The following is a 26,462-nucleotide window of genomic DNA, read 5'->3' as shown; positions in this document are numbered from 1 at the left end:
TGCGCCGCCGCGAGAGGGCTGCTGGTCAGTTAGGTGCGATGCCGTGGCAGCCCCAGCGAGATCAGCGCGGCGGCCAGCACGAAGGCGCTCGACACCCACAGGCAGGCCGCCAGGCCCCAGCTCTGGAACACCCAGCCGGAGAGCAGGGTGCCGAGCAACCGGCCGAGGGCGTTGGACATGTAGTAGAAGCCGACGTCCAGCGACACTCCGTCTTCCTGGGCGTAGCTGACGATCAGGTAACTGTGCAGCGAGGAGTTGACCGCGAACAGCACGCCGAACGCCAGCAGGCCGCCGATCAGCACCACCTGCGCCGGTAGCGCGCTGCCCAGGCCGAGGGCGATGGCCGCCGGCAGGCCGGCCAGCAGCGCGGCCCAGACGAAAGCGGCGCGGCCGTCCGGCACCTGGCCGCTGCGCTTGCCGGTGATCGCCGGGGCCAGGCTCTGGACGATGCCATAGCCGATGATCCAGACGGCGAGGAAGCCGCCGACCCACCAGAAGTCCCAGCCGAACACCGTGGCCAGGTACACCGGCAGGGCCACCACGAACCACACGTCGCGCGCGCCGAACAGAAACAGGCGGGCGGCCGAGAGGATATTGATCGCCCGGCTCTTGGACAGCAGGTCGCGGAACTTGGGTTTGGCCTTGGCCTTGCCCAGGTCCTTCTTCAGCAGCGCCAGGCTGGCCAGCCAGATGGCGCCGAGCGCCAGGGCCATGGCCAGCACCGCGCCGGCGAAGCCGAGCAGGCTGAGCAGGGCGCCGCCGAGGAAGAAACCGACGCCCTTGAGCGCGTTCTTCGAACCGGTCAGGCGCGCGACCCAGGTGTACAGGGTGGCCTGCTGCTCGCCGGGCACCAAGAGCTTGATCGAGCTCTTGGCGCTCATCTTGTTGAGATCCTTGGCGATGCCCGACAGCGCCTGCGCGCCCATCACCCAGGGTACCGTGAGCATGGCCGCCGGCACGGTGAGCATCAGCAGGGCCAGCACCTGCAGCGCCAGGCCCAGGTTCATGGTGCGGTTCAGGCCGATGCGCGCGCCCAGCCAGCCGCCCACCAGGTTGGTGACCACGCCGAAGATCTCGTAGAACAGAAACAGCGCGGCGATCTGCAGCGGCGTGTAGCCCAGGCTGTGGAAATGCAGCACCACCAGCATGCGCAGCGCGCCGTCGGTGAGGGTGAAGGCCCAGTAGTTGCCGGTGACCAGCAGGTACTGGCGCACTTCGGGGGCCAGGCGGGATAAGGCGTGCATGACGAAGTCCAAGAATTCAGCGAAGTTCAGCCGTAGGGTGGATGGCGCTTTATCCATCCACCAAATCGAGGTGGATGAAAAAGGCGTCATCCACCCTAGGGATCAATCGGCCAGACCGACCATCCGCGCCAGCTCCACCGCGCGGTTGGCGTAGCCCCATTCGTTGTCGTACCAGGCGTAGATCTTCACCTGGGTGCCGGCCACCACCAGGGTCGACAGCGCGTCGACGATAGAGGAGCGCGGATCGCTGCGGTAGTCGATGGACACCAGCGGGCGTTCCTCGTAACCGAGGATGCCCTTGAGCGGCCCTTCGGCGGCGGCCTTGAGCAGGGCGTTGACCTCCTCGGCGGTAGTCGCGCGCTCGACCTCGAACACGCAGTCGGTCAGCGAGGCGTTGGCCAGCGGCACCCGCACGGCGTGGCCGTTGAGCTTGCCGCGCAGCTCGGGGAAGATCTCGGCGATCGCCGTGGCCGAGCCGGTGGTGGTCGGGATCAGGCTCATGCCGGAGGCCCGCGCCCGACGCAGGTCCTTGTGCGGTTGGTCGAGGATGCTCTGGGTATTGGTCAGGTCGTGGATGGTGGTGATCGAGCCGTGACGGATGCCCAGTGCCTCGTGGATCACCTTGACCACCGGCGCCAGGCAGTTGGTGGTGCAGGAGGCGGCGGTGACGATGCGGTGCCGCGCCGGGTCGAACAGCTGCTGGTTGACCCCCATCACCACGTTCAGTGCTCCGGCCTGCTTGACCGGCGCGCAGACCACCACGCGCTTCACGCCCTGGTCCGGATAAGCCTGCAGCACCTCGACCGTCTTCATCTTGCCGCTGGCCTCGAGCACCAGGTCGCAGTTGCTCCAGTCGGTGTCGGCGATGGCCTTGTTGGCTGTCACCTGGATGCGCTGGCCGCCCACCACCACGCAGTCGCCGTCGCTGCCCGCCTCGTGCTGCCAGCGGCCGTGCACCGAGTCGAAATTCAGCAGGTGGGCGTGGGTGGCGGCGTCGCCGGCCGGGTCGTTGATCCGTACGAACTGCAGCTGTGGCCAGTCCCAGGCGGCGCGCAGGGCCAGGCGGCCGATGCGGCCGAATCCGTTGATACCGACTTTGATGCTCATGTGCTGGTCTCCGCTGGGGTCAGTGAGTGGCGTCGAACTGGTTGATCCAGTCGACGTGCGCCGGGTGTTGGATGGCCTTGGGTCGCAGCGCCTGGACCAGGGCGATGGCCTCGCTGCGCGCTACGCCGGCCTCGATCAGCAGGCGCGCGGCGATCAGCCCGGTGCGCCCGGAGCCGCCCTTGCAGTGCAGGGCCAGGCGCTGCCCGGCGCGCAGGCGTGCCAGGATGGCGGCGCTGGACTGCTGCCAGGCCGCGGCGAAGTCGTCCAGCGGCACCTGTTCGTCGGCCACCGGCAGGTGGAACCAGGCCAGGCCCAGGGCCTGGCAGCGCGCGTCGATGGCCTCGACCGCATTGGCGGCCAGTTCGCTGTGCGGCATCAGGCTGATCACCGCGCTGGCGCCGGCCTGTTGCAGGGTGGCCAGGGCCTCGTCGAGCGAGCTGCCCCGGGTGCCGGGGCAGGGGGTGAAGATCAGCTGGCCGGCGCAGCCGGGAATGCTCAGCAGGTCGTAGGGATGGCTCATGCAGGCTTCCTTAATTCAGATGGCGCGCTGGTTGACCCGCGCGGACAGTTGTTCGGCGGATTCCTTGCGCTCGGAGTAGCGGTCGACCAGGTAGTCGGTACGCTCGCGCAGCAGCAGGGTGAACTTGACCAGTTCCTCCATCACGTCCACCAGGCGGTCGTAGTAGGACGAGGCTTTCATCCGCCCCTGCCCGTCGAATTCGAGGAAGGCCTTGGGCACCGAGGACTGGTTGGGGATGGTGAACATGCGCATCCAGCGCCCGAGCACGCGCAGCTGGTTGACCACGTTGAACGACTGCGAGCCGCCGCACACCTGCATCACCGCCAGGGTCTTGCCCTGGGTCGGGCGCACCGCGCCCATGGCCAGCGGCACCCAGTCGATCTGCGCCTTGAACACCGCGGTCATCGCCCCGTGACGCTCCGGCGAGCACCACACCTGGCCTTCCGACCACTGCATCAGCTCGCGCAGCTCCTGCACCTTGGGGTGGCTGTCCGGCGCGTCGTCCGGCAGCGGCAGGCCGGCGGGGTGGAAGATGCGCGTCTCGGCGCCGAAGCGTTCGAGCAGGCGCGCCGCTTCCTCGGTCAGCAGGCGGCTGAACGAGCGCTCGCGGTTGGAGCCGTACAGCAGCAGGATGCGCGGCTTGTGGGCAAACTGCCGGGCGATGTCGAGGCGCTCGGCGCTGGGCGGCTCGGCCAGGTCGGCATCGAGTTGGGGGATGTGATCGTCGTTCATTTGCTCTGCTCCTGGGCCAGTGCGGCCTCGTCGCTATCGAACCAGCGGCGTTTGAGCCACAGCGCCACGCCGACCAGGGCGATCAGCACCGGTACTTCCACCAGCGGGCCGATCACCGTGGCGAAGGCCACCGGCGAGGCCAGGCCGAAGGTGGCGATGGCTACGGCGATGGCCAGTTCGAAGTTGTTGCTGGCGGCGGTAAAGGCCAGCGAGGTGGTGCGCGGATAGTCGGCGTTCAGCAGCCTGCCCATGGCGAAGCTGATGGCGAACATCACCACGAAGTAAATGGTCAGTGGGATGGCGATGCGCAGCACGTCCAGCGGCAGCTGCAGCACCATGTCGCCCTTGAGGCTGAACATCGCCACTATGGTCAGCAGCAGCGCCACCAGGGTCAGCGGGCTGATGCGCGGGATAAAGCGTTCGCTGTACCACTGCTCGCCGCGGCGCGCGATCAGCAGCTTGCGGGTGAGGAAGCCGGCGAGGAAGGGGATGCCCAGATAGATCAGCACCGACTCGGCGATGGTCAGGAAGCTCACCTCTATCACGCTGCCCTCCAGTCCCAGCAGCGGCGGCAACACGCCGAGGAACAACCAGGCGTAGAGGCTGAAGAAGGCGATCTGGAACAGGCTGTTGAAGGCCACCAGGCCGGCGACGTACTGGTTGTTGCCGCCGGCGATCTGGTTCCATACCAGCACCATGGCGATGCAGCGCGCCAGGCCGATAAGGATCAGCCCGGTCATGTACTCGGGCTGATCGCGCAGGAAGATCACCGCCAGGGCGAACATCAGCAGCGGGCCGATCAGCCAGTTCTGCACCAGCGACAGCGCGAGGATGCGCTTGTCGCGAAACACCTGCGGCAGCTCCTCGTATTTCACCTTGGCCAGCGGCGGGTACATCATCAGGATCAGGCCGATGGCGATGGGAATATTGGTGCTGCCGAGCGACAGGCTGTCGAGCCAGGCCGGCAGGCCTTCGAACAGGCTGCCCAGGGCTACGCCCAAGCCCATGGCGAGGAAGATCCACAGGGTCAGATTGCGGTCGAGAAACGACAGGCGGCTGTTGCTCATGGTCGGGCTCCCAGGGTGCCGATGCGGGCCAGCTCGGCCTTGAGCTGCTCACCGCTCAGTTGCGCCAGCGGCAAGGCGAGAAAGGCGCGTACGCGCCTCTCGATGAGCGCCAGGGTGTGGTCGAAGGCCGCCTCGCGAGCATCGCTGCTGCCCGCCAGTTCGGAGGGGTCGCTCAAGCCCCAGTGCGCCTTCAGCGCCGGGCCGAAGAACACCGGGCAGGACTCGCCAGCGGCCTTGTCGCAGACCGAGATGACGATGTCCGGGGCGAGCTCGGCGTGGGTTTCGCTGCCCTTGCTGGACAGACCGTCGCAAGCGATGCCGGCGCGGCGCAGGGCGGCCAGGCTCAGCGGATGCACTTCGCCCCTGGGCTGGCTGCCGGCGCTGTAGGCGCGCAGGCCGGCCGGGGCCAGGTGGTTGAACAGCGCCTCGCTGAGGATGCTGCGGCAGCTGTTGGCGGTGCACAGAAACAGTAGCTTCATCTCGGATTCCTTGAGCGTCAGCAGCAGGCGGCGATACGTTCCGGGCGCTCGCCCATGGCATCCAGGCGCTTGCTGTCCGGGCTCAGCCAGTGGCTGTTGGCCGCCAGCGTGGCGTCGAGCACGGCGATCACCCAGTCCGGCAGGTGCGGGTGCAGGCGGTAGTAGACCCACTGGCCCTGGCGGCGGTCGGCCAGCAGGCCGCAGCTGCGCAACTGCGCCAGGTGGCGCGAGACCTTGGGCTGGCTCTCGCCGAGGGCGCAGGTCAGCTCGCAGACGCACAGCTCCTCTTCGCGGGCGACCAGCAGCATCAGGCGTACGCGGGTGTCGTCGGCCAGGCATTTGAAGACGGTGGTGGGGGTGAGCAGTTCGGCCATGGCGGCGTCCGCGGAAAATCTGAGGTGCGGGGAGAATATATGTTTATCCGTATATTTGAAACCGCCGCTTGATAAGAGGTAGTGCAAGGATTACTCGCTGCGTTGGCCAGTCGCGCGCGGATGAGCCGAGCATTCTGGTCTATAGATATTCGATAAAGCATATGTATGGAGCGGCGCAGCTGCGCTCATCTGTCGCCGCCGCGGCCCTTCATGACTGTGCCCCGCCGGTCGCCTGGTACGTCTGCTGACCCCTTGTGCTGGCTTTACAAAAACAATTCTCCAGCGAAACCCGAACCGCCTGTCATCCGCACAGTTGGAGAATTGTCATGAACACCTGGTTTGCCAACCTCAGCGTCACCCGCAAGCTGGCCCTCGGCTTCGGCCTGGTGCTGGCCCTTACCCTGGCGCTGGCCTGGACCGCCTGGAGCGGCCTGGGCAGCGTCATCCAGCGCAGCACCTGGATGAGCGAGATCGCCCAGCTCAACACCAGCCTGACCAACCTGCGCATCGCCCGCCTGCAGTTCATGCTGGCCAAGGGCGACGCCCCCAGCAGCGAGCGCCTGCTGAGCAACCTCGAGCTCTACCTGCAGCAGCAGAAGAAACTGCTTGGCACCTTCACCAACCCGGTCAACGTCAAGCTGCTGCAGGAGCAGGACCGCTACAACCAGGATTACCAGCGCTCGCTGGGCGGCATGCGCGCCGCCTACGCCGCCGCCGACGCAGCGCGGCGCCAGGTGGCTGGCGAGGATGCGCAGCTCGGCGAACTGCTCGCCGCCATGCAGCGCAGCGTGCAGCTGCTGCCGGAATACGACGGCGGGCGTTTCCCCCAGCTGCAGGCGCTGACCCACACGCAGGCCGAGCTGCTGCGCCTGCGCTACCTGCTCGAACGCTACGACAGCGCGCCCGATGCGCAGACCGAGCAGGCCCTGGCCGAGCGCATCGCCGCCGCCCGCGCCAGCCTCGGCGCGCTGCAGCAGGCCTTCGGCAGCGCCCAGCAGGACGCGGTGCGGCGCATCGCCGCCGCGCTGGGCCAGTTCGAGCAGACCGTGCAGGCGTTCAAGGCCGCCACCGCCGATATCGCCCGCACCCGTCAGGAGATGACCGAGCAGCAGGCCGAGATCGTGCGCATCAGCGAGACCCTGTACCAGTTCCAGATGCAGCGCATGGCCATCGAGAGCGCCCAGGCGCGCAGCCTGCAGATCGGCGCCACGCTGCTGGCCCTGCTGTTCGGCGTGCTCGCCGCCTGGGTCATCACCCGGCAGATCACCCGTCCGCTGCAGGACACCCTGGGCGCGGTGCAGCGCATCGCCGACGGCGACCTGACCGCCAGCGTGCGGGTCGATCGTCGCGACGAGATGGGCCAGCTGCAGCAGGGCATCCAGCACATGGCCACGACCCTGCGCGAGCTGATCGGCGGCATCCGCGACAGCGTCACCCAGATCGCCAGCGCCGCCGAGGAGCTGTCGGCCGTCACCGAGCAGACCAGCGCCGGCGCCAACAGCCAGAAGAGCGAGACCGACCAGGTGGCCACCGCCATGCACGAGATGTCGGCCACCGTGCAGGAAGTGGCGCGCAACGCCGAGCAGGCCTCGCAGGCGGCCAACGACGCCGACGGCCAGGCGCGCCTGGGCGATCAGGTGGTGGCCGAGGTGATTTCGCAGATCGAGCGCCTGGCCGCCGAGGTCAGCCGCTCCAGCGAGGCGATGCACGGCCTGCAGCAGGAGAGCGACAAGATCGGCAGCGTGATGGACGTGATCAAGTCGGTGGCCGAGCAGACCAACCTGCTGGCGCTCAACGCGGCCATCGAAGCGGCGCGTGCCGGCGAGGCGGGGCGCGGTTTCGCCGTGGTCGCCGACGAGGTGCGCGGCCTGGCGCAGCGCACGCAGAAGTCCACCGAGGAGATCGAGGCGCTGATCGCCGGGCTGCAGAGCGGCACCCAGCAGGTGGCGACGGTGATGCGCAACAGCCGCAACCTCACCGACAGCAGCGTCGAGCTGACGCGCAAGGCCGGCGACTCGCTGGGCAGCATCACCCTGGCGGTGTCCAACATCCAGTCGATGAACCAGCAGATCGCCGCCGCTGCGGAAGAGCAGAGCGCGGTGGCCGAGGAGATCAGCCGCAGCATCCTCAGCGTGCGCGACGTCTCCGAGCAGACCGCCACCGCCAGCGACGAGACGGCCAAGTCCTCGGCCGAGCTGGCGCGTCTGGGCGGCCAGCTGCAGGCGCTGGTCAGCCGCTTCCGCGTGTAGTCGCGCTGTACAAAAAAAGGGCGGCCGAGGCCGCCCGAATCATCCCTGGAGGGGAAGCCGTCACTTGATTTCGATGCGCTCGAGCAGATAGGCCCTGGCGCTGGCGTCGCCGACCCGCTCGGCCTCGTCGGCCAGGCGCAGGGCGCGCTGCAGGTCCTTGCCGGCGAGGGCGGCGTCGATGCCCTGGCGGTAGTAGGCCTGGGTCTCCGGCAGCACGGCCGGGGCCGGTACGCTGGGCAACTGGTTGCCCATCTCGCGGCCGATGCTGAACGGCGGCACATAGGTGTTGGCCTGCTGGCCGGCCACCTCGTCCTCGATCAGCACCATCTTGATCACCCCCACCGGCGCATGCTGGGCCACCGGGTCGGGAATGTTCGGCGCCTCGTTGCCGAGGGCGCGGGCGAAGGCCTTGGCCGGGTGCTCGATGACGGTCTGGCCGCGCCGCTGCGCGTCGCTGGTGTAGAGCACCAGGTAGTGTTCGTTGCCGGGGTTGTCCGGGTACAGGCGGTCGACGCGCAGGCGCGCGTCCAGGCTGTCGCCCTTGAAGCCGGAAGCCGGGGCGTAGACGAAATCCTCGGCGCCGAGCAGGCGGGTGACGCGGAACCGGCTGTCGAGCAGCATGGCGTTGGGCGCCAGTACCGTGTCGCCGGCCTGGCTGTACAGGCGGATCTCGAACGACTTGCTGGAGGCCGGCAGCTGGAAGGCGCGGAAAAAACTCTTGCCGCTGTCGAAGGCGAAGGCCGGGGCGTTGGCGTCGATGCGCACCTCGCCGCTGAAATTCACCGCAATCGGTTGGTAAGGCAGCTCGCGCAGCGAGGCGCAGCAGGAGGGGGCGGCGGCCAGGGCTTGCTCGGCGCTGTCGGCGGAAGTCTGCAAGGGCGCCGGGCTGGCGCTCAGCGCGTCGATGCGGCGCAGCGGTTCGCTGGCGCAGCCGGTCAGCAGCAGGGCGAGCAGCGCGAGGCTGGCGATCTTGAACGGTGGCATGGGTTATTCCTCTTTTTATGTCACGCCTGGTAAAAGGCCCCGGCCTATTGCAGAACCGGGGCAAGGACCACAGGAGCAGCGTTGGTGCGGTTGGCCGTTACCACCAGGCCTCGGCCTGGACGCCGAAGGTGAGGCCGTCGTCGTCGCCGGCGTCGATGGATTCGCTGGCGGCGTTGTACTTGTCGCCGTCCCACATGGCGTAGGTGGCGAACACGCGTATCTGCGGGCGCGCCCAGAAGCTGCGGCCGGCCGACCACTGCTGGGCCAGGGTGATCTTCTTCAGGTCGCGCGACTGCTCGCCGTCGGCCTGCGGGTCGATATGGTCGTAGCCGAACTCCAGCGCGGTGCTCATGGTGTCGGTCCACTTGTACACCGGGCGCACGCCGAACGATGCCCAGGTCTGCCCGGAGTCATTGTCGAAGTCCTTATCCTCGTAGATCTGCACGTACATCATCTCGATGTCGTCGGTCAGACCGACCACGCCCTGGTTGACCAGGCGGAACATCTTGCCGTCGCTGTTGCCGGTGCTGTTGCGCCCGGTGCTGCCGACGATGCCGTCGGTGCCGTACTGCAGGGCGAGCTTGTTGAAGCCGCCGAACCAGTTGCCCTGGATGTGCTGCACGGTGAGCAGATGGCCCTTCTGGTCGGTGTAGCCCGGGTCCTTCTCCTGCAGATCGGTGAGGTTGGCCTTGCCGTAGTCGTAGCCGAACTCCAGCTTGGCGTCGGTGTTGAAGTCGATATCGGTCAGGCGCAGATCGAGGGTGTCGTTGGCCACGTTGGTGCCGGTGCCGGTGCCCTCGTAGACGTAGTCGCCATCGTTGTTGCGCATCCAGGCCACGTGCGCCTTGGCGAAGCCCAGGTCGATGTCCTCGACGCCGGCGCCGGGGCCGGAAACGTCCCAGTAGTAGTAATCGTTGATGTGCACGTCGTTGCGCTTGTAGTAGCGCTTGCCCGCCCACAGGGTTGCGCCAGGCAGGGCGGGCAGGAAGTTCTTGGCCTGCACGTTGAACTGGCGGATCGAGCTGGTGCCGTTGTTGAAGGCGCTGCCGCTGTCGCTGTCGGTGGCCTCCCAGTCGTTCGCCTGGTCCGACTTGTAGGCGATCATGCTGTCGATATAGAAGCTCTGCTCGCCTTCCTTCCACACCTCGTGGCCGAGACCGATCTCGGCGTAGGTCTCGCATTCGTTGCCGAGGCGGTACTTGGCCGGCGCGCCGGCGGCCTGGAAGCAGGCCTGGTCGCCGCCGCCGGCAGTGGCGCCGATGCCGGAACGCATGTAGCCATGGAAGTCCAGGGCCAGGGCCGGGGTGGCCAGCAGCATGGCGGCGAACAGGGCGCTGGGACGCAGCAGCTGGGCGGGTTGCATGGTGTTCATCGTGGGGTCCTTTGTTCTTGTTGGATTCGGAGTCGGACTTACGGGGCGAGACCGGAGCAGGCAGTCGGCCGGCGGCGCTGTGGGCAAGAGTCGGGGAAGGCGACGCCGGCAACATCCTCCCCGGGGCGCTTTTTTCCAGGCGGAGCTGCGGGGCGTAGCGCGGCGCTAGGGGGGGATGGCGCAGGCGTGGCTGTCCTACGCCTGCGCCCTACGCCGGGAGAAAGTGCGCGGGGGAGGTTGGGGGTATGCGCACGGGGCGGCAGGCTGCCCTGATCGGGTCGCCCGCGCGCGGCCCGATCAGTCCATCCGGGGGCTGGCCCCCGTAGTCGGATGCTCACGACAATGACAAGAACGGAGCTTCAAGATGAACCGATACCTGCGACTGGCCGCCCTGACCCTGGCCCTGGTACCGCTGGCCTACCCCTGGGGCAATCTGCTGCGTGCCGCCGACGCGCCGGGCAAGAGCGCCAGCGGCGTGCGCTATCACGGCGGCGACGAAATCATCCTCCAGGGCTTTCACTGGAACACCGTGCGCACCACCTCGAGCGACTGGTACGCGACCCTGGCCAGCCTGGCGCCGACCCTGGCCGCCGACGGTTTCAGCGCGATCTGGATGCCGGTGCCCTGGCGCGACTTCTCCAGCTGGAGCGACCCCGGCAACGGCACCTCGGGCGGCGGCGAAGGCTACTTCTGGCACGACTTCGACAAGAACGGCCGCTACGGCAGCGACAGCCAGCTCAGGCAGGCCGCCACTGCGCTCAACGCCGCCGGGGTCAAACCCATCTACGACGTGGTGCCCAACCACATGAACCGCGGCTATCCGGACAAGCAGATCAACCTGCCGGCCGGCCAGGGCCTGTGGCGCCACGACTGCAATGATCCCGGCAATTACGCCAACGACTGCGACGACGGCGACCGCTTCATGGGCGGCGACGCCGACCTCAACACCGGCCACCCGCAGAACCAGGCGATGTTCCGCGACGAGTTCGCCAACCTGCGTAGCCAGTATGGCGCCGGCGGCTTTCGCTTCGACTTCGTCCGCGGCTACGCCGGCGAGCGGGTCGCCGGCTGGATGAGCGATGCCCACGACAACGGCTTCTGCCTCGGCGAGCTGTGGAAGGCGCCAGGCGAATACCCGAGCTGGGACTGGCGCCACGGTGCCAGCTGGCAGCAGATCCTCAAGGACTGGTCCGATCGCGCCAAGTGCACGGTGTTCGACTTCGCCCTCAAGGAGCGCATGCAGAACGGCGGCATCGCCGACTGGCGCCACGGCCTCAACGGCAACCCCGATGCGCGCTGGCGTGAGGTAGCGGTGACTTTCGTCGACAACCACGACACCGGCTATTCGCCCGGCCCGCACGGTGGCCAGCACCACTGGCCGCTGCCGGACGCGCGCCTCAAGCAGGCCTACGCCTACATCCTCAGCAGCCCGGGCACGCCGGTGGTGTACTGGCCGCACATGTACGACTGGGGCCATGGCGACTTCATCCGCCAGCTGATCCAGATCCGCCGTGCGGCCGGGGTCAAGGCCGCCTCGGCGATCCAGTTCCACTCGGGGTTCTCCGGCCTGGTGGCGACAATCAGCGGCAGCCAGCAGCAACTGCTGATCGCCCTGGACTCCAACCTGTCCTCGCCCGGCCAGGTGGCCAGCGGCGATTTTAGCCAGGCGCTCAACATCGATAACGGCGCGATCCGTATCTGGCGCAGCGGTCAGGGCGGCGGCGAAGAGCAGGGCGAGCTGGTCAGCGTCGACTTCCGCTGCGACAACGGCGTGACCCAGTGGGGCGACAGCGTCTACGCGGTGGGCAATGTCGCCCAGCTGGGCAATTGGAGCCCGGCCGGCGCCGTGCGCCTGAGCGACACCAGCGCCTACCCGAGCTGGAAGGGCAGCATCGCCCTGCCGGCCGGCCAGCAGGTGCAGTGGAAGTGCATCATCCGCAGCGAAAGCAACCCGGCGCAGGTCAAGACCTGGCAGCCGGGCGGCAACAACGCCGTGATGGTGACGGCCGGGGTCAGCACGGCGGGGAGTTTCTAGCCCACTTGTTGGTGCGCGCGGCCGAGGAAGACGCCGATGGCGCGAACCCTAGGGATGCACCCTGTGTTCACTCTACGGGCCAGCCGACGCCGCCGGGACCCCGGCTCAGACCTGGTTGACCAGTTGCCCATCGGCCATGCGCAGGCGTTTCGACATGCCCACGGCAATGGCGCGGATGACCTGGGCGGCGGCTCTCGGCGCTTCCTGCAGCATCTTGTCCAGGGCGTCCTTGCCCAGGGTCAGCAGCACGCTGTCGCTGGCCGCGACGCAGGTGGCCGAGCGCCGTTCGCCGTCGAGCACGGCCATTTCGCCGAAGGCGCGGCCCTTGCGCAGGCAGGTGATCTCCACCTCCTCGCCGCTGACGTTGGTCTTGCGCACCGAGACGGCGCCCTGCTGGAGGATGCACATGAAGGTGCCGGCATCGCCCTCGCGGAAGATCAGCGTGCCTTCGTCGATCTTGCTCAGGCTGAAATAGCCGGCGGCGGTGAGTACGTCGCCGGCCGGCAGTTGGTCGAACAGGCCGCAGTCCAGCAGCATGTCGCGGATGGCGTCGATCAGGTGGGAAGTGTCGGGCATGGTCGGGCGGTATGGCGAGAGCGGGGAGGCGACCTTAGCCGCAACGGCAGGCGTTGCCAATCGCTGTTGGTCGCCTGCCGCGGCGTTTCTCGAGGCCGTTCACGCTCTCGCCTGCACGGGCGCTCAGAAGCTGAAGCGGCGCATTACCCCCTGCAGGCGCTCCGACATGCCCTGCAGCGCGCGGATGGCCTGGACGATGCCGCCCTGCGCCGCGGAGTTCTCCTCGACTATCTGCGCCACCTGTTCGACGTTCTGCGCCACCTGCTCGCTGGCGGCGCGCTGCTGCTGCAGGGCGGTGGCGATGCTGCCGACCGACTGCAGCGATTCGTCCAGCGCCTGGCGGATCTCACCCATCGCCGCGGCGCTGCGTTCGACCAGCTGCAGGCCGTTGTCGACGCCCGCGCAGGTCGCCGCCATGCTGCCGTGCGCCTGACGCACACCGCCGTGGATGGCCTCGACCAGGGCGACGATCTCGGTGGTGGATTGCGCGGTGCGTCCGGCCAGGCTGCGCACCTCATCGGCGACCACGGCGAAACCGCGGCCCTGCTCGCCGGCGCGCGCGGCCTCGATGGCGGCGTTCAGCGCGAGCAGGTTGGTCTGCTCGGCAATACCGCGAATCACCTCGACTATGGCGCCGATATTGCCCGATTGTGCTGCCAATCGTTGGATGTCCGCCGAGCACTGCGCCACTAGGGCGGCGACCCGGCGGATTTCTTCGATGGCCTGGCCGGTCACCGCCAGGCCGCTGTCGGTCAGCTCGCCGGCCTGCTGCGCGCGGTCGTGGGTGTGCTGGGCGTTTTCGGCGATATGGTTGATGCTCACCGCCAGCTGCTCCATGGTCGCGGCCATCGCCGCGGCGGTGTCGCTCTGGATATTGGCGCTGTTGAGCACCTGTTCGGAGGAGGCGGCCAGCTGCAGGGTGGCGCACTCGATCTGCTCGGAGGCCTCGCCGATATTGCCGATCACGTCGTGCAGGCCGTGGCGCATGGCCTGCACCGACTTCATCACCCCGCTGCTGGCGCGGCCGTCCGCCGGCGCGCCATCCAGGCGACCGGCGGCGATGCGCGCGCTGATCGCCTCCAGCTCGCCGGGTTCGGCGCCCAGCTGGCGGCCGAGGCGGCGGCTGAAATACAGCGCATGGGCGCAGCCCAGCAGCAGGGCGAGCAACAGCAGGGCCAGGCTCAGGCGCAGATTGGCGGCGTACTCCGCCTCGCCCAGCTGGAACTGGTGCTTGGCCTCCACCAGTTGCACCTCGATCAGCTCGGCGAACTTGGCCGACAGCGGGTCGATCAGCGGGTACAGCTCGCTGCCGGCGAAGCGCTCCAGTGCCGCCTGGTCGCCGCGGGCGAGCAGGCTCTGCAACTGCTCCAGCGGCGGCCCGGCGCGCTCCATCAGCGGGGCGATCTGCTCGATCAGGCGGCGTTCCTCGGCGATCAGCTCGGTGGCCAGGTAGGCCTGCCAGGTCTGCGCGATGCGCTGCTGGGCCTGTTCGATCAGTTGCTGCGCGGCGTGGCTGGTCAGTTCGCCGCTGCGCGCCTTGTGCGTGGCGTCGACTATGTTCACCGCGTAGAGGTCGGCGATCAGCTTGAGGTCGCGCAGCGGCACCACGCGATCCAGGTAGACGGTCTGCAGCCCGCCGACGGTGGCTTTCAGCCCGTGCAGGCCGAGCAGGCCGACGGCCAGCAGGGCGCTGAGCAGGGCGCCGGCGAGCAGCAACAGGTGGGTGCGAATCTTCCAACTCTTCATGGCGGATCTTCCTTGGCGGCAGGCAGGAAAAGGACGCTTATGGCCTTTCGCCATAAGCGTGCCTTCAGCCTAGATCAGATTCCGCAGTTGGCGAACGAAAGCTGATTGCTCGGTCAGCCTTCGGCGAGGCCCAGCACCTTGAACAGGAACGCGTATTCCAGGGCCACGTCGCGGATGCCCTGGTAGCGCCCGCTCATGCCGCCGTGGCCGGCCTCCAGATCGGTCTTGAGCAGCAGCAGGTTGGCGTCGGTCTTGCGCTCGCGCAGCCGCGCCACCCACTTGGCCGCTTCCCAGTACTGCACGCGGCTGTCGTTGTAGCCGGCCACCGCGAGGATCGCCGGGTAGGCCTGCGCGCGCACGTTCTCGTAGGGTGCGTAGGCCTGGATCCGCGCGAACACCTCGGGCTGGTTGGGGTCGCCCCATTCGTCGTACTCGGTCACCGTCAGCGGCAGCTCCGGGTTGAGCATGGTGTTGAGCACGTCGACGAAGGGCACCTCGGCGATGGCCGCGGCGAACAGCTGCGGGCGCTGGTTGAGCACCGCGCCGATCAGCAGGCCGCCGGCGCTGCCGCCGCTGATGGCGAGCTGCACCGGGGTGGTCAGGCCGGCGTCGATCAGGTGTCCGGCGCAGGCGATGAAGTCGCCGAAGGTGTTGGGCTTGTGCTCCAGCTTGCCGGCGCGGTACCAGGCCTCGCCCATCTCGCCGCCGCCGCGCACGTGGGCGATGGCGAAGACGAAACCGCGATCGAGCAGGCTCAGGCGGGCATGGGAGAACCAGGGATCGAGGCTCTCGCCGTAGGCACCGTAGCCGTAGAGGTAGAGCGGCGCCGGCGTGCCGGCGGCGAGCACCTCGCGGCGTGCTACCAGGCTGATCGGCACCTGCGTGCCGTCGGCCGCGGTGGCCCACAGCCGGCGGCTCTCGTAGGCCTCGGCATCGAAGGGGCCTTCCACTGGGGTCTGCTTGAGCACCTGCTGGGCGCCCGTGGCCAGCTCCAGCTGGCGGATCTGCGCCGGGCGGCCGAGGGCCTCGTAGCGCAGGCGGATCACCGTGCTGTGGAACTCCAGGCCGTCCTGCACGTGCAGGCTGTAGGCGGCGTCCGGCAGTTGCACCCGGTAGGCGGCCGCGCCCTGCGGCTGCACTTCCAGCACCGGCAGGCCGCCCTCGCGCAGGCTCAGCACCAGGGCGTCGCGGTTGAGGGTGACGCCTTCGAGCATCACCGCCGGGTCGTGAGCGCGGATTTCACGCCAGTGCGGGCGCTGCGGCGCGGCTTCGTCGGCGGCGTAGAGGGCGAAGTTGATGCCGCTCTGGTTGCTGCGGATCAGCCAGCTCCAGGCGCCGTCCTGCAGACCGTGGTCGACGTCGTACTCGTGGCCTTCCTCGCGCGGCGCCAGGCAGACGAAGGCGTCCTGCGGCCGTTCGGCATCCAGTACCCAGACTTCGCTGGTGGTCTTGCTGCCGAGCTGGAGGATCAGCTGGCGTTCGGAGCTGGAGCGGTAGCAGTGCAGGAAGAAGCGCCCGTCGCCCTCCTCGAACACCGCTTCGGCGCCATCCGTACCGAGGTGGTGGCGGTACAGCTTGTAGGGGCGGTGGGTGTCGTCCAGTTCGGTGAAGAACAGCGTCTGGCTGTCGTTCGCCCAGGTCATGCTGCCGTCGCAGTCGTCGAAGGGCAGCTCCTGGATCTGGCCGCTGTCCAGCTCCTTGACGAACAGGCGGTAGATCTCGTCGCCGCTGCGATCCAGGCTGTAGGCCAGGCGGCGTTGGTCCGGGCTGATGCTGAAGGCGCCGAGCGCCAGGTAGCCGCCGCCGGCCAGGGCGTTGGGGTCGAGCAACAGCTGCTCGCTGGCGGCGTCGAGGGTCAGCGAGCCGTCCGCCGGTTTGCGGCAGCGATAGTGGCGCGGGTACTCGTCGCCGGCGGTGGTGCGCTGGAAGTAGAGGTAGTCGCCCCAGGGCACCGGCAGCGACAGGTCGGTTTCGCGGATGCGCCCCTTGATCTCTTCGAACAGCCGCTCGCGCAGCGCCTGCTGCGGCGCCAGCTTGGCCTCCAGGTAGGCATTCTCGGCGCGCAGGTGGTCGAGCACCTCGTCGCTATCGCGATTCTCCAGCCAGCGATAGGGGTCGGCGCCGGATTCTTGGCGGGCGATGGGGGCAGCGATCATGCGACGACTCCAGGGCGGCGCAGCCGACGGCAGGGGCGCCGGGCCGGGGAAAAGCCGTTATCATAAGCGCCCCTCCGTCAGCCCCGCCAACTTCGAGGCCAGGATCGCCGCTTTATGATGAACGAGAACGACTATCTGCTCGCCTGGGCCGCCTATGGCGTCGCCGCCCTCGGCTGCCTGCTGGTGTGGCTGCGCATGACCAGCTGGATGTGGCGCTACCTGCGCGAGCCGCTGCGGGTGCTGGTGGCGGTGCTGTTATTCAGCCCGACCATAGTCGACCCGGCGCGCGAGTTGTTCGCCCCGGCCATCGCGGTGACCGCCATGGACCTGCTGCTCAAGGTGGGCAACAACGCCTGGCGGGCGGTGGCCGACCTGGCCCTCTACAGTCTGATCGCCTTCGCCCTGTACCTGGTCTTCGTCGCCGTGCGCTGGCCCATCGAGCGCTGGTGGCAGGGGCGCCGCGAGGAGACTGTGGTGGAAGACGAAGACCCGCGCACCCTGCGCGAGCTGATGGAACAGGACGACGAGCGCCTGGCACAGCGCTACGAGCGCGGCGGCCGGCTGGAACCGCGCCTCTGACCCTTGCACCTGGCCGGTTAGCCGGTCAGCATGATGGCCATCGTGGATGGGAGGCCTCATGGACTGCGTATTCTGCGGCATCGCCGCCGGCCGTTTGCCGGCGCACCAACTGTACCGGGACGAGGATTTCATCGTCCTGCTGGATATCTTTCCCATGCGCCCGGCGCACGTGCTGATCGTCAGCCGCGCCCATGCCCCCTTCCTCGAGGATCTGCCGGCGGCAGTGCGCGACCGTCTGCTGGCCCTGGCTGACAAGATGGCGGCGGCGTTGCGCGCGGCGGGCTACGGCCGCGAGGGGATCAACCTGCTGATCAACGACGGCCCCGATTCCAACCAGCACGTGCCGCACCTGCATCTGCACCTGATCCCGCGGCGCCGCGGCGATCTGCCGGCGCTGCTCTGGCGCCTGCTGGTGCGTTTCCTGCCCCTGGGCCGTCGGCGTTTGCAGGCACGCCTGCAATCCGAGGCCGAGCAACTGCGCCGTGCCCTCGGCGAGGAGAACTGACTCGATGTGCGAATTGCTCGGCATGAGCGCCAACGTCCCCACCGATATCGTCTTCAGCTTCACCGGGCTGATGCAGCGCGGCGGGCGCACCGGGCCGCACCGCGATGGCTGGGGCATCGGCTTCTACGAAGGCCGGGGCCTGCGCCTGTTCCAGGATCCGCGGGCGAGCAGCGAGTCGGAGGTGGCGCAGCTGGTGCAGCGCTACCCGATCAAGAGCGAGGTAGTGATCGGCCATATCCGCCAGGCCAACGTCGGCCAGGTGTGCCTGGCCAATACCCATCCCTTCGTGCGCGAGTTGTGGGGGCGCAACTGGTGTTTCGCCCACAACGGCCAGCTGACCGGCCTGGTCGGTGCCACCAGTTTCTACCGGCCGGTGGGCGACACCGACAGCGAGGCGGCCTTCTGCGACCTGCTCAACCGGGTGCGCCGCGCCTTTCCCGAGCCGGTGTCGGTGGAGATGCTGCTGCCGGTGCTGGTGGCGGCCTGCGCCAGCTACCGCCAGCTCGGCGTGTTCAACTGCCTGCTCAGCGACGGCGACTGGCTGTTCAGCTTCTGTTCGAGCAAGCTGGCGCATATCACCCGGCGCGCGCCCTTCGGCCCGGCGCAGCTCAAGGACGCCGACCTCAAGGTGGATTTCCAGGCCGAAACCACGCCGAACGACGTGGTCACGGTGATCGCTACCGAGCCGCTGACCGACAACGAACAATGGACGCTGTACCAGCCGGGCGAGTGGCGGCTGTGGCGCCGTGGCGAGTGCATCGCCGACGGCAAGGCTTGAGCAGGAGGGGAAGGATGTTGCGAAGCTATCTGCGCTTGGCGCTGTTCGCCTGCGGTCTGCTGCTCGGCGTGCAGGTGCCGGGCTTCGTCGATGACTACGGCAAGCGCGTCGAGGCCCATCGCCTGGAGTCGCAGCAGAGCCTCAAGGGCTTTCAGGACACCGCGCGGCGCTTCTTCAAGGGCGACCTGGATGCGCTGGTCGCGCACTACCGGGTCAGCGACGATGCGGTGATGCGCAGCGACGCGCAGAGCGTGGCCCACCTGGTGCAGCGCGCGGCCTTGCTGGAGCGCGAGTGGCAGGCCATGCAGGGGCCCTGGTACGCCCAGGCCTGGCACCTGGTCACGGCCGCCGACGGCGAACTGTTCGAGGAAACCCTCGACGCCTACCGCTACCAGGTGCTGCTGACTCCCGAGGCGATGCTCTGGGGCCTGAGCTGCGCCTTGCTGCTGGCCTGGCTGGCGGAGTCGCTGGCGCTGCTGCTCGCCTGGATGCTGGGCATGGGGCGGACGCGACGCACCCAGCAGCGTCACTGGCGCTGAACCTCCGTCATTTGGACAGGAACTTCATGCCGTCTTCCAGGCCCTGCAGGGTCAGGGGGTACATGCGGTCCTCGATCAGCTCGCGGACGATATTGGTCGAGGCGGTGTAGTTCCAGGTGTCCTTGGGGTAGGGGTTGATCCAGATGAGCTTCTTGTACTTCTCCATGAAGCGCTTCATCCACACGTAACCGGCTTCCTCGTTCCAGTGCTCGACGCTGCCGCCGGCCTGGGTGATCTCGTAGGGCGCCATGGCCGCGTCGCCGACGAACACCACCTTGTAGTCGGCGCCGTACTTGTGCAGCAGGTCCTGGGTGGCGGTGCGCTCGCTGGTACGGCGCATGTTGTTCTTCCACACGCTTTCGTAGATGAAGTTGTGGAAGTAGAAATACTCCAGGTGCTTGAACTCGGTCTTGCAGGCGGAGAACAGCTCCTCGCAGACCTTGACGTGGGCGTCCATCGAACCGCCGATATCCAGCAGCAGCAGGAGTTTCACCGTGTTGCGCCGCTCCGGGCGCATCTGGATATTGAGCAGGCCGCCGTCCTTGGCGGTGTGGTCGATGGTGCCGTCCAGATCCAGTTCCTCGGCGGCGCCTTCGCGGGCGAACTTGCGCAGGCGGCGCAGCGCCACCTTGATATTGCGCGTGCCCAGCTCGACCTGGTCGTCGAGGTTCTTGTACTCGCGCTGATCCCACACCTTGACCGCTTTGCCCTGGCGCTTGCCGGCGTCGCCGATGCGGATGCCCTCGGGGTTGTAGCCGCCGGAGCCGAACGGGCTGGTACCGCCGGTGCCGATCCACTTGTTGCCGCCGGCGTGCTTTTCCTTCTGCTCTTCGAGGCGCTTCTTGAATTCCTCGATCAGCTTGTCCAGGCCGCCCAGGCTCTGGATCTGCGCGCGTTCCTCGTCGCTCAGCAAGCGCTCGAACTCCTTGCGCAGCCACTCGTCGGGGATCATCGCCTCGATATGCCGGTCGAGGTTCTCCAGGCCCTTGAAGTAGGCGGCGAAGGCGCGGTCGAACTTGTCGAAGTGGCGTTCGTCCTTCACCAGGATGGCGCGCGACAGGTAGTAGAACTCGTCCATGTCGGCGAACACGACGTTGTGCTTGAGCGCGTTGATCAGGTCGAGCAGCTCGCGCACCGACACCGGCACCTTGGCCGCGCGCATTTCATTGAACAAATTAAGCAGCATGGCTGCGCCCTCATGTCAGTTCTGGCCGGGCTGCTGCGCGTCGGCCATGCGGCGTTGAAAGCTCGCTGCCCATGCTCACGTACTGCAGTACGCTGCGCTGTTCAGCTCGTTTTCGCCTTGCCTGGCTCTAGCTCGCGAGCTCTGTATCGAGTGGGTTGCGCGCCAGCCGACGCGCAGCAGCCCGATTTTTACCGAGAAGCGCGGCGTGCCATAAAGGCCAGGCGTTCGAGCAGCATCACGTCCTGCTCGTTCTTCACCAGGGCGCCGGCCAGCGGCGGGATGGCCTTGGTCGGATCGCGCTCGCGCAACACCGCCTCGCCGATATTGTCGGCCATCAAGAGCTTGAGCCAGTCCACCAGTTCGCTGGTCGAGGGCTTCTTCTTCAGCCCCGGCACCTTGCGCACGTCGAAGAACACGTCGAGCGCCTCGGCCACCAGCTCACCGCTGATGTTGGGGTAATGCACGTCGACGATGCGCTTGAGGGTGTCGCGGTCGGGGAAGGCGATGTAGTGGAAGAAGCAGCGGCGCAGGAAGGCGTCCGGCAGCTCCTTCTCGTTGTTCGAGGTGATGATGATGATCGGGCGCTGCTTGGCCTTGATCGTCTCGTTGGTTTCGTAGACGTAGAACTCCATCTTGTCGAGTTCCTGCAACAGGTCGTTGGGGAACTCGATGTCGGCCTTGTCGATCTCGTCGATCAGGAGGATCACCCGCTCGTCGGCCTCGAAGGCCTCCCATAGCTTGCCTTTCTTGATGTAGTTGCGAACGTCGTGGACCTTATCGGAATCGAGCTGCGAATCGCGCAGGCGGCTGACCGCATCGTACTCGTACAGGCCCTGGTGGGCCTTGGTGGTGGACTTGATGTGCCAGGTGATCAGCTTGGCGCCGAAGGCCTCGGCCAACTGCTCGGCGAGCATGGTCTTGCCGGTGCCCGGCTCGCCCTTGACCAGCAGCGGGCGCTGCAGGGTGATGGCGGCGTTGACCGCGAGCTTGAGGTCGTCGGTGGCGACGTAGGACTGGGTGCCTTCGAACTTCATCGGAAAATCCTCGAACGGTAACGCGCGGGGCCGGCCCGCTGCAGAGATTCAGACGGTGACTATAACGCGCAGGCCCGGCGGCTGTGAACGTGGACGCGGTATTCAGTCACTGAATGGCGAGTCACCCGGCTTTCGGTCTGCTGGCTGGACGGCGTCGGGCGGCAGGCATAGGCTTGAGGCTTTTCCCGTCATGCCAAGGACTTCCGACATGAGCCGCATCTTTGCAGACAACGCCCAGGCCATCGGCAACACGCCGCTGGTGATGATCAACCGCCTGGGGCCGAAAGGGGTCACCATCCTGGCCAAGATCGAGGGGCGCAACCCGGCCTACTCGGTCAAGTGCCGCATCGGCGCCAGCATGATCTGGGACGCCGAGGAGCGCGGCGTGCTCAAGCCGGGCATGTGCATAGTCGAGCCGACCTCGGGCAACACCGGCATCGGCCTGGCCTTCGTCGCCGCCGCACGCGGCTACAAGCTGCTGCTGACCATGCCGGCGTCGATGAGCCTGGAGCGGCGTAAAGTGCTCAAGGCCCTCGGCGCCGAGCTGGTGCTGACCGAGCCGGCCAAGGGCATGAAGGGCGCTATCGAGAAGGCTGCCGAGATCGCTGCTTCCGATCCTGCCACCTATTACATGCCGCAGCAGTTCGACAACCCGGCCAATCCGGCGATCCACGAGAAGACCACTGGCCCGGAAATCTGGCGCGACACCGATGGCGCCATCGACGTGCTGGTGGCCGGCGTCGGCACCGGCGGCACCATCACCGGGGTGTCGCGCTATATCAAGCAGACTCAGGGCAAGCCGATCCTCTCGGTGGCGGTGGAGCCGATCGGCTCGCCGGTGATCAGCCAGACCCTGGCCGGCGCCGAGGTCAAGCCGGCGCCGCACAAGATCCAGGGCATCGGTGCCGGCTTCGTGCCGAAGAACCTCGATCTGGCCATGGTCGATCAGGTCGAACAGGTGGCCGACGACGAGGCCAAGACCATGGCCCTGCGCCTGATGCGCGAGGAGGGCATCCTCTGCGGCATCTCCTGCGGTGCGGCGATGGTCGCCGCGGTGCGCCTGGCGGAGAAGCCGGAGATGCAGGGCAAGACCCTGGTGGTGATCCTGCCGGACTCCGGCGAACGCTACCTGTCGTCGATGCTGTTCGACGGGCTGTTTACCGAGCAGGAGCTGCAGCAATAGTCATTATTACCGCCTTATAACAAAGCCGCCCTCGGGCGGCTTTTTCGTAGGGTACGCCGTGCGCTCCGCCGCTCAGGTTCTGGCCATGCTCGGCCTGACCACCAGCCACAGCGCCACGCCGATCAGCGCGCAGCCCGGCAGGTAGGCCCAGCTCAGCGGCTCGCCCAGCAGCAGGGCGCCCCAGAGCACGCCGAACGGCGGGATGAGGAAGGTGGTGGTGCTGGCCTTGATCGGCCCGATATCGGCCAGCAGGCGGAAATACAGCACGTAGGCGAAGGCGGTGCAGAGCAGGCCGAGGCCGGCCAGCGACAGCCATACATTCGCTCCGCCCCAACTGGGCGGCGCCTGCAGCGCCAGGCTGCCGGCGAACAGCGGGGTGAGGAACAGGCTGGCACCGACCAGGCTGGCGAAGGCGGTCAGGCGGTTGTCCAGGCCGCCCTGCTGGCCGATCCAGCGGCGGGTAAGGAAGCCGGCGAAACCGTAGCAGGTGGTGGCCACCAGGCAGGCGGCGGCGCCCAGCAACAGCTCGAGGTCGAAGGCCACCGGCCCGGTACGGGTCAGCACCGCCACGCCGAGCAGGCCGAGGAACACCCCGGCGGCCTTGCTCGTGGTGATGCCCTCGTGGAAGAACAGCGCGCCGATCAGCACGCCCATCAACGGCGTCGTCGCATTGAAGATCGCCGAGTAGCCGGCCGGCAGGATCAGCGCGGCCAGGCAGTACATGGCCGACGGCAGGCCGGCGTTGATCACCCCGAGCAGCAGGCAGGCCCTGAGCTTGCCGCGAAAATCCCAGCCCACCCGCATCAGCAGCAGAAAGGCGAGCAGGCCGAGGGCGCCGAAGCTGGCGCGGAAGAAGGCGGTGGGCATGCTGCCCAGCACCGGCGCGGCGACGCGCATGAACAGGAAACTGGCGCCCCAGATGGCGGCGAGCAGCAGCAGGCGGAGTAGGTCGGCGGTACGCAAGGCGGGGCATCCGGCAGGTGGGGAGCGAGAGTGTTGCCGGCTGCCGCCGTTCTGGCAATCCGCATCGCGCTTTCGAATGGGGCCTGTGCTAGCCCGTCGCCCGGATGAAATCCGGGAGGACTTGGGCGATAGTCCCCGCATTGCATCCGGGCTACGTTTTGCCGGCTTTGCGGCTAAGCTCGCTTCACTCATTTCCTTGCGAGGCACTTCCATGGCGCAGCAATGGCCGGCCGGCGAGATCGCGCAGCTGATCCTCGACGGCTTCGACGACTACCGCGAGCACTTTCGCCAGATCACCGACGGCGCCCGCGCGCGCTTCGAGCTGGCGCAGTGGCAGGAGGCGCAGCGGGCCTCGGCGGCGCGCATCAACCTGTACGAGGACAAGGTCGGCGAGACCCGCGACCACCTGCAGCAGGTCTTCGACGAGGTGCTGCTCGAGGTCGGCCAGTGGCCGCTGGTGAAGAGCGCCTATATCGCCCTGATCGACCTGCGTTTCGACGACGAGCTGGCGGAAACCTGGTTCAACTCGATTTTCTGCAGCCTGTTCAGCCACGACCTGATCAGCGACGGCTGCATGTTCGTCCACACCACTCGGCCGTCGCTGCGCAGCCACCCCGGCGCGGCGCAGACGCGCAGCTACCGTCCGGCCGGCGAGCTGGCGGACATGCTGCGGGCGATCTTCGAGGATCACCGTTTCGACGTGGCCTACGAGGACCTGCCGCGCGATCTGCAGCGGCTGGAGCAGCAGTTGCGCGCCAGCCTGCCGGATTGGGTGTGCAAGGACCCGGAGCTGTGCATCGAGCTGTTTTCCTCGGTGCTCTACCGCAACAAGGGCGCCTACCTGGTGGGGCGCATCTACACCCGAGACGAGCAGTGGCCGCTGGCGATCCCGCTGCTGCACCGCGAAGGTCACGGCATCCAGGTCGACGCGCTGATCACCGACGAGGCCGAGGTGTCGATCATCTTCTCCTTCACCCGCAGCTACTTCATGGTGGATGTGGCGGTACCGGCGGAGTTCGTCGGCTTCCTCAAGCGCATCCTGCCCGGCAAGCACATCGCCGAGCTGTACACCTCGATCGGCTTCTACAAGCACGGCAAGTCGGAGTTCTACCGCGCGCTGATCGGCCACCTGGCGACCAGCGACGACCGCTTCGTCATGGCTCCCGGCGTGCGCGGCATGGTGATGAGCGTGTTCACCCTGCCGGGCTTCAACACCGTGTTCAAGATCATCAAGGACCGCTTCTCGCACGCGAAGAACGTCGATCGCAAGACGGTGATCGAGAAGTACCGCCTGGTGAAGAGCGTCGACCGTGTTGGGCGCCTGGCCGATACCCAGGAGTTCGCCGATTTTCGCTTCCCCAAGGCCAAGTTCGCGCCAGAGTGCCTGGCCGAGTTGCTGGAGGTGGCGCCCTCCACCGTGGTGCTCGAAGGCGATACCGTGCTGGTGCGCCACTGCTGGACCGAGCGGCGCATGACCCCGCTCAACCTCTATCTGGAGAATGCCAACGAGGCGCAGGTGCGCGAGGCGCTGGAGGACTACGGCCTGGCGATCAAGCAGCTGGCGGCGGCGAATATCTTCCCCGGCGACATGCTGCTGAAGAACTTCGGTGTCACCCGCCACGGTCGTGTGGTGTTCTACGACTACGACGAGATCTGCTTTCTCACCGAGGTGAACTTCCGCCACATCCCGCCGCCGCGCTTTCCCGAGGACGAGATGAGCTCCGAGCCCTGGTATTCGGTAGGGCCGATGGACGTGTTTCCCGAGGAGTTCCCGCCTTTTCTGTTCGCCGATATCAAGCAGCGCCGGCTGTTCAGCCAGTTGCACGGCAACCTGTACGACGCCGACTACTGGAAGGGGCTGCAGGAGGCCATTGTTCAGGGCAAGGTGATCGACGTGTTTCCCTACCGGCGCAAGAGCCCGGTCGCTTGATCGGGATCAGTTGAATTCACCGGCGGCGGGGCTAGGCTCAGTACAGGAGCCGTCCGGCTCCATCTCTCATGAACTTGGCAGGAGATCGTACCATGCTCGCCAAGCTGCAACATCATCTGCACGCGCTGCTGCTGGCCTTCGGCTGGGGCGCACCCCGGGCCCAGCCCCTGCGAATCGACCCGGCCGAGCAGGAGCGTCTGCGCCGCGAGGCGCAGCGGCGCTGATCCCTTCGTCCTGGGCGGTGCGTGCGGCCCCGCGGCACCCTACAGGGCGTGGCGGGCGAACCAGGCATCCATGAGTGCGCGCATGCGCTCGCCGGAGAAGCTGGGAAAGTGCCCGCCGTGCACGACACGCACCGGCAGTTCGCGCAGGCGCGCGAGGCTGCGCGCGTAATCCTCCAGGTTGGAATGGTAGGCATCCTCGATCAGCGGGCCGTCGTAGAGGATGTCGCCGGAAAACAGCGTCTGCGTCGCCGCTTCCCACAGGCTGATACCGCCGGGCGAATGGCCGGGCGTGTGCAGCACCTGCAACACCCGATTGCCCAGATCCAGCACGTCGCCATCCTCGATCAGACGGGTGGCCGGCGCCGCCTTGACCCGATACTCGGCGTAGCACAGCGGGTAATCCGGATGGGCCTCGAACATTTCGTCGCCGACGAAGGCCGTGGCCAGGGTATTGGCGCCGGTCGGTGCGGCGAGTATCTCGGCCTCGGCCGGGTGCACCAGGCGCTCGGCGAATTCGTGATGGCCGGCGATATGGTCGAAATGGGTATGGCTGGCCACCGCCAGCAGCGGCTTGTCGGTGAGCCAGGGCAACTGCTCGCGCAGGCTGACCAGGCCCGAGCCGGAGTCGATCAGTGCGTCGCGCTCGCGGCCCTGCACATGCCACATGTTGCAGCGGTAGAAGGGGCGCACATAGGGCTCGTGGATCAGGCGCACGCCGTCATCCAGGCGGCGCACCTCGAACCATTGATCGCGCGTGACGATTCTCATGGCTGTTTCCTCAAGCTGGGTCGCGCACGGCTTTTTCGGGGGCGCGGGGGCGGCTAGGTCGTGCGCACCGATCAACCCCGGATTGCATCCGGGCTACGGACTCGCCGCTGCCGATCAGGTAATTGTAGGAGC

Annotated in this window: 25 protein-coding genes and 1 pseudogene; 9 read left to right on the top strand and 17 right to left on the bottom strand. The window is 67.4% G+C overall.

Annotation, left to right across the window (positions count from 1 at the left end):
* Positions 1–29: 29 nt before the first annotated feature.
* From arsJ to EA796_RS10435, 7 genes are all read right to left on the bottom strand, one after another.
* Positions 30–1,244, bottom strand: a complete 1,215-nt coding sequence (gene arsJ / locus EA796_RS10465) for an organoarsenical effux MFS transporter ArsJ (protein WP_122108568.1) — start codon at positions 1,242–1,244, stop codon at positions 30–32.
* Between the two features lie 102 nt (positions 1,245–1,346).
* Positions 1,347–2,351 carry an ArsJ-associated glyceraldehyde-3-phosphate dehydrogenase gene (locus tag EA796_RS10460; RefSeq protein ID WP_122108567.1) on the bottom strand — a complete coding sequence of 335 codons (1,005 nt, stop codon included), beginning with the start codon at positions 2,349–2,351 and terminating at the stop codon, positions 1,347–1,349.
* A gap of 19 nt (positions 2,352–2,370) precedes the next feature.
* A complete protein-coding gene (locus EA796_RS10455; RefSeq protein WP_021442908.1) occupies positions 2,371–2,871 on the bottom strand; it encodes a cyclin-dependent kinase inhibitor 3 family protein in 501 nt (166 codons plus the stop codon).
* Positions 2,872–2,886: 15 nt separating this feature from the next.
* Positions 2,887–3,603 (bottom strand): arsenical resistance protein ArsH, encoded by a 717-nt coding sequence (arsH, locus tag EA796_RS10450; protein WP_021442907.1) that lies wholly within the window; start codon positions 3,601–3,603, stop codon positions 2,887–2,889.
* On the bottom strand, positions 3,600–4,670 hold the full coding sequence (gene arsB / locus EA796_RS10445) for an ACR3 family arsenite efflux transporter (RefSeq protein ID WP_122108566.1): 1,071 nt from the start codon (positions 4,668–4,670) through the stop codon (positions 3,600–3,602). The genes arsH and arsB overlap by 4 nt, the downstream gene beginning before the upstream one ends.
* The gene (locus EA796_RS10440; RefSeq protein WP_122108565.1) at positions 4,667–5,149 is read right to left on the bottom strand and encodes an arsenate reductase ArsC; all 483 of its coding nucleotides are present in this window, start codon (positions 5,147–5,149) and stop codon (positions 4,667–4,669) included. Before EA796_RS10440 ends, arsB begins: the two co-directional genes overlap by 4 nt.
* A 17-nt stretch (positions 5,150–5,166) precedes the next feature.
* Positions 5,167–5,523, bottom strand: a complete 357-nt coding sequence (locus EA796_RS10435) for a metalloregulator ArsR/SmtB family transcription factor (RefSeq protein ID WP_021442904.1) — start codon at positions 5,521–5,523, stop codon at positions 5,167–5,169.
* Positions 5,524–5,849: 326 nt separating this feature from the next.
* On the opposite strand from EA796_RS10435, the gene EA796_RS10430 reads away from it, so the two are divergent.
* Positions 5,850–7,772, top strand: coding sequence for a methyl-accepting chemotaxis protein (locus EA796_RS10430; protein WP_122108564.1), 1,923 nt, complete (start codon positions 5,850–5,852; stop codon positions 7,770–7,772).
* A 60-nt stretch (positions 7,773–7,832) separates the two neighbouring features.
* On the opposite strand, the gene EA796_RS10425 is transcribed toward EA796_RS10430, so the two are convergent.
* Both EA796_RS10425 and EA796_RS10420 read right to left on the bottom strand, forming a co-directional pair.
* Positions 7,833–8,756, bottom strand: a complete 924-nt coding sequence (locus EA796_RS10425) for a MalM family protein (RefSeq protein WP_122108563.1) — start codon at positions 8,754–8,756, stop codon at positions 7,833–7,835.
* Positions 8,757–8,853: 97 nt separating this feature from the next.
* Complete coding sequence (locus EA796_RS10420) at positions 8,854–10,128, bottom strand: maltoporin (RefSeq protein ID WP_021444887.1); 1,275 nt, start codon at positions 10,126–10,128, stop codon at positions 8,854–8,856.
* Positions 10,129–10,492: 364 nt separating this feature from the next.
* On the opposite strand from EA796_RS10420, the gene EA796_RS10415 reads away from it, so the two are divergent.
* On the top strand, positions 10,493–12,163 hold the full coding sequence (locus EA796_RS10415) for a glucan 1,4-alpha-maltotetraohydrolase domain-containing protein (RefSeq protein WP_122108562.1): 1,671 nt from the start codon (positions 10,493–10,495) through the stop codon (positions 12,161–12,163).
* A 105-nt stretch (positions 12,164–12,268) separates the two neighbouring features.
* Here EA796_RS10415 and EA796_RS10410 read toward each other — a convergent pair whose 3' ends face one another.
* The 4 genes and pseudogenes from EA796_RS10410 to EA796_RS10400 form a co-directional block, all read right to left on the bottom strand.
* Complete coding sequence (locus EA796_RS10410) at positions 12,269–12,739, bottom strand: cyclic nucleotide-binding domain-containing protein (protein WP_122108561.1); 471 nt, start codon at positions 12,737–12,739, stop codon at positions 12,269–12,271.
* Between the two features lie 123 nt (positions 12,740–12,862).
* Entirely contained in the window at positions 12,863–13,576 is a 714-nt protein-coding gene (locus EA796_RS23705; RefSeq protein WP_371921466.1) for a methyl-accepting chemotaxis protein, read from the bottom strand.
* Between the two features lie 402 nt (positions 13,577–13,978).
* Positions 13,979–14,485, bottom strand: a pseudogene (locus EA796_RS23700) (Tar ligand binding domain-containing protein); the annotation flags it as partial.
* Between the two features lie 113 nt (positions 14,486–14,598).
* Positions 14,599–16,641 carry a S9 family peptidase gene (locus tag EA796_RS10400; RefSeq protein WP_122108559.1) on the bottom strand — a complete coding sequence of 681 codons (2,043 nt, stop codon included), beginning with the start codon at positions 16,639–16,641 and terminating at the stop codon, positions 14,599–14,601.
* Positions 16,642–16,755: 114 nt separating this feature from the next.
* Here EA796_RS10400 and EA796_RS10395 point away from each other — a divergent pair, with 114 nt between their 5' ends.
* The 4 genes from EA796_RS10395 to EA796_RS10380 are packed head-to-tail and all read left to right on the top strand — an operon-like array spanning position 16,756 to position 19,042.
* Positions 16,756–17,220: an MFS transporter gene (locus EA796_RS10395; protein WP_122108558.1), complete on the top strand. Its 465-nt coding sequence runs from the start codon at positions 16,756–16,758 to the stop codon at positions 17,218–17,220.
* 58 nt (positions 17,221–17,278) lie between these two features.
* Positions 17,279–17,725 (top strand): HIT family protein, encoded by a 447-nt coding sequence (locus tag EA796_RS10390; protein ID WP_122108557.1) that lies wholly within the window; start codon positions 17,279–17,281, stop codon positions 17,723–17,725.
* 4 nt (positions 17,726–17,729) lie between these two features.
* On the top strand, positions 17,730–18,503 hold the full coding sequence (locus EA796_RS10385) for a class II glutamine amidotransferase (protein WP_021444880.1): 774 nt from the start codon (positions 17,730–17,732) through the stop codon (positions 18,501–18,503).
* A gap of 14 nt (positions 18,504–18,517) precedes the next feature.
* Positions 18,518–19,042 carry a DUF2937 family protein gene (locus EA796_RS10380; RefSeq protein ID WP_122108556.1) on the top strand — a complete coding sequence of 175 codons (525 nt, stop codon included), beginning with the start codon at positions 18,518–18,520 and terminating at the stop codon, positions 19,040–19,042.
* Between the two features lie 7 nt (positions 19,043–19,049).
* Here the strand turns inward: EA796_RS10380 and EA796_RS10375 are convergent, their stop codons facing one another.
* Positions 19,050–20,228, bottom strand: coding sequence for a VWA domain-containing protein (locus EA796_RS10375; protein WP_122108555.1), 1,179 nt, complete (start codon positions 20,226–20,228; stop codon positions 19,050–19,052).
* A gap of 188 nt (positions 20,229–20,416) precedes the next feature.
* A complete protein-coding gene (locus tag EA796_RS10370; protein ID WP_122108554.1) occupies positions 20,417–21,262 on the bottom strand; it encodes a MoxR family ATPase in 846 nt (281 codons plus the stop codon).
* Between the two features lie 208 nt (positions 21,263–21,470).
* On the opposite strand from EA796_RS10370, the gene cysK reads away from it, so the two are divergent.
* Entirely contained in the window at positions 21,471–22,445 is a 975-nt protein-coding gene (gene cysK, locus EA796_RS10365; RefSeq protein ID WP_021444876.1) for a cysteine synthase A, read from the top strand.
* Between the two features lie 72 nt (positions 22,446–22,517).
* Here cysK and EA796_RS10360 read toward each other — a convergent pair whose 3' ends face one another.
* A complete protein-coding gene (locus tag EA796_RS10360; RefSeq protein WP_122108553.1) occupies positions 22,518–23,408 on the bottom strand; it encodes a DMT family transporter in 891 nt (296 codons plus the stop codon).
* A 211-nt stretch (positions 23,409–23,619) separates the two neighbouring features.
* On the opposite strand from EA796_RS10360, the gene aceK reads away from it, so the two are divergent.
* Together aceK and EA796_RS23425 are read left to right on the top strand one after the other, a co-directional pair.
* A complete protein-coding gene (gene aceK, locus EA796_RS10355) occupies positions 23,620–25,338 on the top strand; it encodes a bifunctional isocitrate dehydrogenase kinase/phosphatase (protein ID WP_122108552.1) in 1,719 nt (572 codons plus the stop codon).
* Between the two features lie 92 nt (positions 25,339–25,430).
* Positions 25,431–25,562: a hypothetical protein gene (locus tag EA796_RS23425; protein ID WP_256679201.1), complete on the top strand. Its 132-nt coding sequence runs from the start codon at positions 25,431–25,433 to the stop codon at positions 25,560–25,562.
* 39 nt (positions 25,563–25,601) lie between these two features.
* On the opposite strand, the gene EA796_RS10350 is transcribed toward EA796_RS23425, so the two are convergent.
* The gene (locus tag EA796_RS10350) at positions 25,602–26,330 is read right to left on the bottom strand and encodes an MBL fold metallo-hydrolase (RefSeq protein ID WP_122108551.1); all 729 of its coding nucleotides are present in this window, start codon (positions 26,328–26,330) and stop codon (positions 25,602–25,604) included.
* Positions 26,331–26,462 lie beyond the last annotated feature (132 nt).

The sequence above is a fragment of the Pseudomonas sp. AOB-7 genome (assembly GCF_003696305.1).
Lineage (GTDB): Bacteria > Pseudomonadota > Gammaproteobacteria > Pseudomonadales > Pseudomonadaceae > Aquipseudomonas.
The sequence above is the reverse complement of the archived record's forward strand: the minus strand, read 5'-3'. Positions and strand labels throughout refer to the sequence as shown.

Bases quoted from the DNA above. Each gene is read 5' to 3' on its own strand.
- EA796_RS10420 (WP_021444887.1), bottom strand. From the start codon at position 10,128: ATGAACACCATGCAACCCGCCCAGCTGCTGCGTCCCAGCGCCCTGTTC.
- arsJ (WP_122108568.1), bottom strand. From the start codon at position 1,244: ATGCACGCCTTATCCCGCCTGGCCCCCGAAGTGCGCCAGTACCTGCTG.
- EA796_RS10440 (WP_122108565.1), bottom strand. From the start codon at position 5,149: ATGAAGCTACTGTTTCTGTGCACCGCCAACAGCTGCCGCAGCATCCTC.
- EA796_RS10415 (WP_122108562.1), top strand. From the start codon at position 10,493: ATGAACCGATACCTGCGACTGGCCGCCCTGACCCTGGCCCTGGTACCG.
- arsB (WP_122108566.1), bottom strand. From the start codon at position 4,670: ATGAGCAACAGCCGCCTGTCGTTTCTCGACCGCAATCTGACCCTGTGG.
- EA796_RS23425 (WP_256679201.1), top strand. From the start codon at position 25,431: ATGCTCGCCAAGCTGCAACATCATCTGCACGCGCTGCTGCTGGCCTTC.
- EA796_RS10410 (WP_122108561.1), bottom strand. From the start codon at position 12,739: ATGCCCGACACTTCCCACCTGATCGACGCCATCCGCGACATGCTGCTG.
- EA796_RS10385 (WP_021444880.1), top strand. From the start codon at position 17,730: ATGTGCGAATTGCTCGGCATGAGCGCCAACGTCCCCACCGATATCGTC.
- EA796_RS10350 (WP_122108551.1), bottom strand. From the start codon at position 26,330: ATGAGAATCGTCACGCGCGATCAATGGTTCGAGGTGCGCCGCCTGGAT.
- EA796_RS10380 (WP_122108556.1), top strand. From the start codon at position 18,518: ATGTTGCGAAGCTATCTGCGCTTGGCGCTGTTCGCCTGCGGTCTGCTG.
- EA796_RS10430 (WP_122108564.1), top strand. From the start codon at position 5,850: ATGAACACCTGGTTTGCCAACCTCAGCGTCACCCGCAAGCTGGCCCTC.
- arsH (WP_021442907.1), bottom strand. From the start codon at position 3,603: ATGAACGACGATCACATCCCCCAACTCGATGCCGACCTGGCCGAGCCG.
- EA796_RS10375 (WP_122108555.1), bottom strand. From the start codon at position 20,228: ATGCTGCTTAATTTGTTCAATGAAATGCGCGCGGCCAAGGTGCCGGTG.
- aceK (WP_122108552.1), top strand. From the start codon at position 23,620: ATGGCGCAGCAATGGCCGGCCGGCGAGATCGCGCAGCTGATCCTCGAC.
- EA796_RS10455 (WP_021442908.1), bottom strand. From the start codon at position 2,871: ATGAGCCATCCCTACGACCTGCTGAGCATTCCCGGCTGCGCCGGCCAG.
- EA796_RS10395 (WP_122108558.1), top strand. From the start codon at position 16,756: ATGATGAACGAGAACGACTATCTGCTCGCCTGGGCCGCCTATGGCGTC.
- EA796_RS10435 (WP_021442904.1), bottom strand. From the start codon at position 5,523: ATGGCCGAACTGCTCACCCCCACCACCGTCTTCAAATGCCTGGCCGAC.
- cysK (WP_021444876.1), top strand. From the start codon at position 21,471: ATGAGCCGCATCTTTGCAGACAACGCCCAGGCCATCGGCAACACGCCG.
- EA796_RS10425 (WP_122108563.1), bottom strand. From the start codon at position 8,756: ATGCCACCGTTCAAGATCGCCAGCCTCGCGCTGCTCGCCCTGCTGCTG.
- EA796_RS10390 (WP_122108557.1), top strand. From the start codon at position 17,279: ATGGACTGCGTATTCTGCGGCATCGCCGCCGGCCGTTTGCCGGCGCAC.
- EA796_RS10370 (WP_122108554.1), bottom strand. From the start codon at position 21,262: ATGAAGTTCGAAGGCACCCAGTCCTACGTCGCCACCGACGACCTCAAG.
- EA796_RS10460 (WP_122108567.1), bottom strand. From the start codon at position 2,351: ATGAGCATCAAAGTCGGTATCAACGGATTCGGCCGCATCGGCCGCCTG.
- EA796_RS10400 (WP_122108559.1), bottom strand. From the start codon at position 16,641: ATGATCGCTGCCCCCATCGCCCGCCAAGAATCCGGCGCCGACCCCTAT.
- EA796_RS23705 (WP_371921466.1), bottom strand. From the start codon at position 13,576: ATGGAGCAGCTGGCGGTGAGCATCAACCATATCGCCGAAAACGCCCAG.